The sequence below is a fragment of the Burkholderia sp. SR8 genome, assembly GCF_052851275.1.
Genome location: NZ_JAULUC010000078.1, coordinates 1 through 727, shown reverse-complemented (window position 1 = coordinate 727; position 727 = coordinate 1). Strand labels below are relative to the sequence as shown.

Annotated in this window: 1 protein-coding gene; it reads right to left on the bottom strand. The window is 67.4% G+C overall.

Translation table 11 applies throughout. The features are described 5' to 3' along the window. On the bottom strand, positions 1-727 hold a 727-nt coding region (locus tag Q3A80_RS31885), incomplete at both ends, for an Ig-like domain-containing protein (RefSeq protein ID WP_446332748.1).

Genomic DNA, 727 nt, shown 5'->3' with positions numbered 1-727 from the left:
AGCCGTGCCCGACAACGACGTACCGTCCGTTGCGTTCACCGTCGGCAATGCCGGAGCCGTCGTGTCGACCGTCAGGTCGAATGCCGCGCTCGGGGTACTGATGTTTCCCGCCGTGTCAGTTGCCGTGACCGTGATCGAATGCGCACCTTCGCCCAAGCCAGTAGTCGGCGTGAAGGTCCAGTTGCCGGTCGGGTCGGCCGTCGTCGTGCCCAGCAGCGTCGTGCCGTCGTAGATGCTCACGGTGCTGCCCGCTTCTGCCGTGCCGGCAAGTGTCGGCGTCGTGTCGTCCGTCGTTGCGCCAGTCGTCAGCAAGCCGGCGATCGAACCCACGTCGTCCGTCACACTGACAACGATCGGCGCCGCGGGTGCTGTCGTATCGCCCGTCACCGTTACCGAGGCAGAGGGGCTCGTATTGCCTGCCGCGTCCGTAGCCGTCACACCAATCACCGTGCCGGCCGGCAGCGGGGTCGACGGCGTGTACGTCCAGGCACCGCTCGGATCTGCCGTCACGGTGGCATCCGGCGTACCGTCGCCGTTCGTGTCGATGTTGACCGTTGCACCCGCTTCAGCCGTGCCCGACAACGACGTGCCGTCCGTTGCGTTCACCGTCGGCAACGCAGGAGCCGTCGTGTCGACCGTCAGGTCGAAGGCCGCGCTCGGGGCGCTCACATTGCCCGCCGTGTCGGTTGCCGTGACCGTCAGGCTGTGTGCGCCTTCGCCCAGTGCA